Origin of the sequence: Ramlibacter sp., assembly GCF_013697775.1 — a bacterium.
In the GTDB taxonomy this organism is placed as follows: Bacteria; Pseudomonadota; Gammaproteobacteria; order Burkholderiales; family Burkholderiaceae_C; genus Ramlibacter.
Genome location: NZ_JACCWG010000261.1, coordinates 1 through 6,273, shown reverse-complemented (window position 1 = coordinate 6,273; position 6,273 = coordinate 1). Strand labels below are relative to the sequence as shown.

General features: G+C 69.7%; 7 protein-coding genes. All 7 read right to left on the bottom strand.

Translation table 11 applies throughout. The features are described from left to right. Positions 1-117: 117 nt before the first annotated feature. Complete coding sequence (locus tag H0U68_RS12950; RefSeq protein WP_296356204.1) at positions 118-1,161, bottom strand: aromatic ring-hydroxylating dioxygenase subunit alpha; 1,044 nt, start codon at positions 1,159-1,161, stop codon at positions 118-120. Positions 1,162-1,171: 10 nt separating this feature from the next. Continuing rightward, complete coding sequence (locus H0U68_RS12945; protein WP_296356203.1) at positions 1,172-1,795, bottom strand: DUF1330 domain-containing protein; 624 nt, start codon at positions 1,793-1,795, stop codon at positions 1,172-1,174. Next, a complete protein-coding gene (locus tag H0U68_RS12940; protein ID WP_296356201.1) occupies positions 1,792-2,601 on the bottom strand; it encodes an SDR family NAD(P)-dependent oxidoreductase in 810 nt (269 codons plus the stop codon). Before H0U68_RS12940 ends, H0U68_RS12945 begins: the two co-directional genes overlap by 4 nt. 65 nt (positions 2,602-2,666) lie before the next feature. After that, complete coding sequence (locus tag H0U68_RS12935) at positions 2,667-3,425, bottom strand: AraC family transcriptional regulator (RefSeq protein ID WP_296356199.1); 759 nt, start codon at positions 3,423-3,425, stop codon at positions 2,667-2,669. Between the two features lie 9 nt (positions 3,426-3,434). Beyond that, positions 3,435-5,036 carry a response regulator gene (locus H0U68_RS12930; RefSeq protein ID WP_296356197.1) on the bottom strand — a complete coding sequence of 534 codons (1,602 nt, stop codon included), beginning with the start codon at positions 5,034-5,036 and terminating at the stop codon, positions 3,435-3,437. Between the two features lie 129 nt (positions 5,037-5,165). Next, positions 5,166-5,720, bottom strand: a complete 555-nt coding sequence (efp, locus tag H0U68_RS12925) for an elongation factor P (protein WP_296356195.1) — start codon at positions 5,718-5,720, stop codon at positions 5,166-5,168. 104 nt (positions 5,721-5,824) lie between these two features. Then, a partial coding sequence (gene earP, locus H0U68_RS12920) for an elongation factor P maturation arginine rhamnosyltransferase EarP (protein WP_296356193.1) occupies positions 5,825-6,273 on the bottom strand: 449 nt, incomplete at its 5' end.

Here is a 6,273-nt window from a genome sequence, read left to right as displayed (position 1 = left end):
CCGCTGGGCAGCGCGATGCCGGCCTGCAGCGCTTGCGGCAGCACCGCCTGCGCACCGTCCACGGTGAACGGATCGGCGATGCCTTCGGTGTGGACGGTGTGCAGCGCCATGGCCGCGTCAGGCGAATTCGGCCGCGCTGTCCTGCGCGAGGCGCAGCTCGATCAGGCGGCGCGCCATGCGCGGCCCGGCGTCGGCGGCGATGCCGACGATCGGCCCCGGGGCACGCGTGCGCAGTACCTCCTGCTGCGCCTCGATCACCACCCGATCCTCCTCGAAGGCGGCGGCCATCTGCGCCTGGATCTCGTCGGTGAGCGCCGCATCGTCCAGCCGGAAATCCCTTGCGTGAGTCCAGAAGTAGTGCGTGGTGTGCGCGGTCTCGGGCGTCTGGATCGAAGTGTTGCGGAACTGGATGCCGTCTTGCCGCACGCCCTGCGGCGCGCCCGTACCGGTGGGGCACGAGCCCGCGTCCAGCAGGAAGGTGCCGGGCGGGTACCAGCGGAACACCAGCCAGCGGTCCACCATGCCCCGCATGCCGGCCTTGGCGTGCAGCGGCGTCGGCGCCGAACCGATGTCCCAGCGGGTGATCTCCACGCCCCCTTCGATCTCGCGGTATTCGGGCTGCGTCTGTGCGGTCTGCGGCGTGCCCAGAGTGGCCAGGTGCACGTAGCTCAGATGCGACAGGTCCAGCAGGTTGTCGGTGATGAGCTGAATGTTGGCCCGGTAGTGCATGTAGCCCGGCTTCCAGCGCCAGCCGGCGTCGCTCTGCCAGGGAATGGCCGGCGGGCGCGAGGCGTGCGCGCCTTCGCGCTCGCCCATCCAGATCCAGACGAAGTGGTCCTGCTCGCACACCTCGAAGGCGCGCACCACGGCCTGCGGCGGCACGTGCGCCTGCGCCGGTATTTCCACGCAGCGGCCGTTCGCGTCGAACTTCAGCCCGTGGTACATGCAGCGGATGCAGTCGCCTTCCACGCGGCCGAGCGACAGCGGCGCGGCGCGGTGGCAGCAGCGGTCTTCCAGCGCCACCGGCTTGCCCGCGCTGTCGCGGTACAGCACCACGTGCTCGCCCAGCAGCGTGCGCGCCAGCGGCTTGCCCGCTTGCAGCTCGTGGTCCCAGGCCGCCACGTACCAGGCGTTGCGGATGAACTCGGTCTGTTCCAGCATCGCGTTGTCCTCAGGCGCCGGTGAGCAGGCAGATGTCGGAATGCGCGTACTTCAGCCGCCACTGCATGGCCTGGCGGTACTCTGGCGAGAAATAGAACTCGCGCGCGCGGTCGATCGAGGGGAACTCGGCGATCACCACGCGGCCGGTCGGCCGCTTGCCTTCCAGCAGCTGCGGCTGGCCGCCGCGCACGATGAAGCGGCCGCCGAAGCGGTGCACGATCGGCGTGGACATCTTCGGGTACTCCATGTACTTCTCCAGGTCGGTCGGGTGCATCTCCGCGTAGAGATAGCCCTTGGGGCCGCCGGGCGCCGGTGCTTCCATCTGCGCCGGGTCGTTGCCGGTGAGGATGGCGTAGTGCGTGCTCGACGCCGCCACGCGGTAGGGGACGGCATCCTGGTAGAGGTCGCCGCGGTAGAAGGCGTGCGCCGCCTCCACGGTGGGGAATTCCACCAGCGCGATGCGCGTGACCTTGCGGTCGCCTTCGATCACTTCGGGCGTGCCGCCGCGCACCACGAAGCGCCCGCCCGCCGCCTCCACCGCCGGGCCGGAGCGCGACGTGTACTGCGTGTAGGCGGTGGCGTCGTGCACCGTGATGTCAGCCAGGCAATAGCCTTTGGGAAGCGTGGTCGTCATGTGCTGGGCTCCAGGGTGGAAAGGGATTCTGTCGAAGGCAGCTCGGGCTGCGTTGCGGCCTGCGCGGCCATGCCGCCGTCGACCGGCAGCACCGCGCCGGTCACGTAGCCGCTGGCGTCGGACAGCAGCCAGGCGATGGCCTGCACCACCTCGTGCGGCTGGCCGTTGCGCTTCATCGGCACCATGGCGGCGGTGCGCTGCAACTGCTCGTGCGTCGCGCGGCGCAGCAGCGGTGTGTCGATCGGGCCTGGGGCCACGGCGTTGACGCGCACGCCGCCTTGCGCCGCTTCCAGTGCCGCGCCCTGCGTGAGGCCGATCACGCCGGCCTTGCTGGCCGAGTAGACGACCCAGCGCGGCTGCCCGCGCAGGCCGTAGATGGAAGCCAGGTTGACGATGCTGCCGCGCCGCTTGGGCAGCAGGTGCAGCAGCTGCGCGCGCAGCGCGTGCACCGTGGCGCGCAGATTGACGTCGAGCACGCGGTCCAGCGTCTCGGCGTCCTGCGCCACCAGCGCGTCGGGGCGGCCCTCGGTGCCGGCGCAGTTGACGGCACCCTCGTAGCCGAGCGCGGCGGCCTCGTGGAACAGCTGCGCGCGCGCGGCGGGCTGCGCCAGGTCGCAGACGAAGCTCGCGATCTCGCCGCCGCTTTCGCGTACCAGCGTGCTCAGGCCGTCGGCGTCGCGGTCCGCCGCGATCACGCGCACGCCGCATTGCAGCAGGTGCACCACGGTGGCGCGGCCGATGCCGGAAGCGGCGCCCGTGACGAGCACGGAAGAAGGAAGCGTTGCGGGCGGGGTTTGCGGGGCCATGGGTGCACTGTAGGCAGCAGCCGCCCGCGCGGATTGAAGATTTTTGCGCGTGCCGCCGCGCACGTTCAGGCGAGCTGGTGGTAGGCCGTGGCGTAGAGCTTGGGCGTGACGCCGCGCACCTTCTTGAATTCGCGGATCAGGTGCGCCTGGTCGGAGAAGCCGCACTCCACCGCCACGTCCGCCGGCCGGCCGCCGTTGCGCAGCTGCGCTTCGGCGCGGTGCACGCGCAGCTGGTTGCGAAAGAACACAGCCGGCACGCCGAACACGCGGTGGAACGCGCGGCTGAAGTGCTGCGCGCTCATGCCCAGCCGCGCCGCCACGTCGGCGATGGCAGGCGTGCCCTGGTCGTCGCCGTCGCGCTCCAGCTCGGCCACCACGCGCCGCTGGAAGTCGTGCATGTCCAGCGGCGGCGCCTTCTGCGCGGCATGCGCTTCCAAAATGGCGTGCAGGCAGGCGGTGAGCGCTTCGCCCGGCGCCGGTTCGCTCAGCGCACCGGCCAGCCGCCGCGCGAGCGGGCTCGCCGGCACCACCGTGCTGGTGAAGGAGAGAAACTGCGCGCCGTCGCCGTCCGTGCGCGCGGCCATGCCCGGCAGGTCGTCGAAATACACCGCGCGGTACTCCACGTTCGGGCTGCAGCCGGCGGTGTGCACTTCGAAAGGGTTGATCAACACCAGGTCGCCCGCGTGCGCCGCGTGCGGCTGCCCGCCCGCTTCGAATTCGCAGCAGCCGCGCACGATCGCACCGGCATAGAACTCGGTGTGGAAGTGCGGCGTGAAGCGGTGCGAGCGGTCCTTCCAGTGCAGGACCTTGGCGCGGGTGTCCATGCAAGGAGTCTAGGCGGCTTTGCCGCCGGCTCGCCGGTTGGGCAGCCAGCGCTGCAGCACGGCCGCCAGCGCGCCCAGGTCGATCGGCTTGGCCAGGTAGCCGTCCATGCCGGCCTCAATGCACAGACGGCGCTCGCGCTCCATCGCGTTGGCCGTCATCGCCACGATGGGCAGGTGGTCAAAGCGCGGCAGGCGCCGGATCTCGCGCGTGGCCGTGACGCCGTCCATCACCGGCATCTGCATGTCCATGAACACCAGGTCGTAGTCGGCCGCCACCAGCATCGCCAGCGCGGCCTCGCCGTGCTCCGCCACGTCGACCGCGATGCCGGCATCGCGCAACAGCTCGCGCGCCACCTCCTGGTTGATGTCGTTGTCCTCCACCAGCAGCACGCGCTTGCCGTGCCACGTCACAGCGGCGGCAGGCGCGGCGCCGATGGCGCCGGGCATGCCCGTGTGGTCGATGCGCAGGCGCGCGGTGAACCAGAAGGTGCTGCCGTAGCCGGCCACGCTGTGCACGCCGACCTCGCCGCCCATCAAGCCGGCCAGCCTGCGGCAGATCGCCAGGCCCAGGCCGGTGCCGCCGAAGCGGCGGGTGGTGGAGGTGTCGGCCTGCGAGAAGCTCTGGAACAGCCGGGACTGCTGTTCGGGCGTGAGCCCGATGCCGGTGTCCTGCACCTGCACTTCCAGCAGCACGTTGTCGGCGGTCTTCTCGCGCACCGACACGGAGACCGCGATGCGCCCGCGCTCGGTGAATTTCACCGCGTTGTTCAGGTAGTTCAGCAGGATCTGGCCCAGGCGCAGCGGATCGCCCAGCAGCGCATGCGGCACGTCGGGCGCGGTGTCGAACACCAGGCCCAGGCGCTTGTCGCGGCAGCGCTCGCCGAGCAGCGCGCCGGCGGTGTCCAGCAGCTGCCGCGGGGTGAAGCCGGTTTCTTCCAGGTCGAGCTTGCCGGCCTCGATCTTGGAGAAGTCCAGGATGTCGTCGATGATGCCCAGGAGGTGCTGGCCGGCCGCCTGCACCTTCTGGATGTAGTCGCGCTGGCGCGGCGCGAGGTCGGTCTTCAGCACCAGGTGAGACAGGCCGATCACCGCGTTCATGGGCGTGCGGATCTCGTGGCTCATGTTGGCCAGGAAATCGGACTTCATGCGGTTGGCGTCCTCGGCCAGTTCCTTGGAGCGCTGCACCTCTTCCTGCTGCTGCTTGCGCGCCGTGACGTCGCGCCCGATGGCGACGATGCCCAGCAGCCTGCCCGCGCGGTCGCACAGCGGCGAGCGCACCGACTCCATCATGGTGACGCGGCCGTCCGGCCAGCCCGCCTCGTGCTCGTGGCGAAACGGCTGCAGCGTGCGCAGCACCTGGGCGTCGCCCTCGCGCACCGTGTCGGCCTGGATGGGGAACAGCTCGGCGGAGCTCTTGCCGACCAGCTGCCTGTAGGCGGCATTGCATCCGAGGTAGACGCCTTCAGGGTCCTTGTAGAGGATCGGGTCGCCGATCGCGTCGAGCAGGGCTTCCAGCAGCACCTGGCGCTCGCGCAGCACCGCGTTCTCGCGCCGCAGTTGTGCGAAGGGGCTGTCGGTGCCAGCGTCGGATTTCTGGAGGGTCTCGCTCATGCCCTCTATGGAACGCCGCGGGGCAGCGCGCGCGTTAGGAAATCCGCCTAGAGACCCTAGGGATTTGGTGCGGCGGCCAAAAGAAAGAAGGCTCCTTGCGGAGCCTCTTTCTTTGCCTGCCGTCGCCGTTCAGACGCGGCGGCGGTATTCGGCGGTGCGGGTGTCGATTTCCACCTTGTCGCCCTGGGCCACGAAGATCGGCACGCCGATCTCGAAGCCGGTGGAGATCTTGGCGGGCTTGAGCACCTTGCCCGAGGTGTCGCCCTTGACGGCCGGCTCGGTCCAGGTGATCTCGCGCTCCACGCTGGTGGGCAGTTCCACGGAAATGGCCTTGCCTTCGTAGAACACCACTTCGGCGGGCATGCCTTCTTCCAGGTAGTTCAGCGCGTCGCCCATGTTTTCGGATTCGACTTCGTACTGGTTGTACTCGGTGTCCATCCACACGTACATCGGGTCGGCGAAGTAGGAATAGGTGCAGTCCTTCTTCTCCAGCACGATCTGGTCCATCTTGTCGTCGGCCTTGAACACCGTTTCCGTGCCCTGGTTGTTCAACAGGGACTTCAGCTTCATGCGCACGGTGGCCGAGTTGCGGCCGCCACGGGAGTATTCGGCCTTCAGCACGACCCACGGCTGGCCGTTCTGCATGATCACGTTGCCGGCGCGGATTTCTTGAGCGATCTTCATAAAAGAGTCTTCAGTCGGTGGAGCCGCGCTGCGGGGAACGCCCGTCGGGAAAGCGGCAGATCGGGATGCGGCGCACCGGGAGCCCGGGGCCAAAGCCCAAGATTCTACCGCGTCCCGTGAACGAAGCGGCTGAGTTCGGCCGCCAGTTCGGGGCCGGCCAGCGCCCGGCCGCGGGCAAGCCCGGCCGTTTCGGCCCAGTCGGCAAGTGTTGCGGGCAGGGCGGCCGGCGGTGTTCCCGGCACGCCGTTCCAGTGGTGGTGGAAGGCGCGCAGCTGCGGCGGCGCGTCCAGCCAGTCCAGGAAGGCGTCCAGCTTGGCGTGGTGGGCGCCGTCGTCCTGCGGGTAGATCTGCCACACGAACGGCCGCCCGGCCCACAGGGCGCGCACCAGCGAGTCTTCGCCGCGCACGAAATTCAGGTCGCAGGACCACAGCAGGTGGTCGTACTCGGGCTGGGGCATCAGCGGCAGGAACTGGATGCCGAGCCTGGAGTCGGGCGCGGCCGGCAGGCCCTGCAGGGCGCGTTCGACCGCGACGCGCGCGCCCGGCCGTGACC

Coding starts and splice junctions, on each gene's coding strand:
- H0U68_RS12940 (WP_296356201.1), bottom strand. CDS start 2,601: ATGGCCCCGCAAACCCCGCCCGCAACGCTTCCTTCTTCCGTGCTCGTC.
- H0U68_RS12950 (WP_296356204.1), bottom strand. CDS start 1,161: ATGCTGGAACAGACCGAGTTCATCCGCAACGCCTGGTACGTGGCGGCC.
- H0U68_RS12930 (WP_296356197.1), bottom strand. CDS start 5,036: ATGAGCGAGACCCTCCAGAAATCCGACGCTGGCACCGACAGCCCCTTC.
- H0U68_RS12945 (WP_296356203.1), bottom strand. CDS start 1,795: ATGACGACCACGCTTCCCAAAGGCTATTGCCTGGCTGACATCACGGTG.
- efp (WP_296356195.1), bottom strand. CDS start 5,720: ATGAAGATCGCTCAAGAAATCCGCGCCGGCAACGTGATCATGCAGAAC.
- H0U68_RS12935 (WP_296356199.1), bottom strand. CDS start 3,425: ATGGACACCCGCGCCAAGGTCCTGCACTGGAAGGACCGCTCGCACCGC.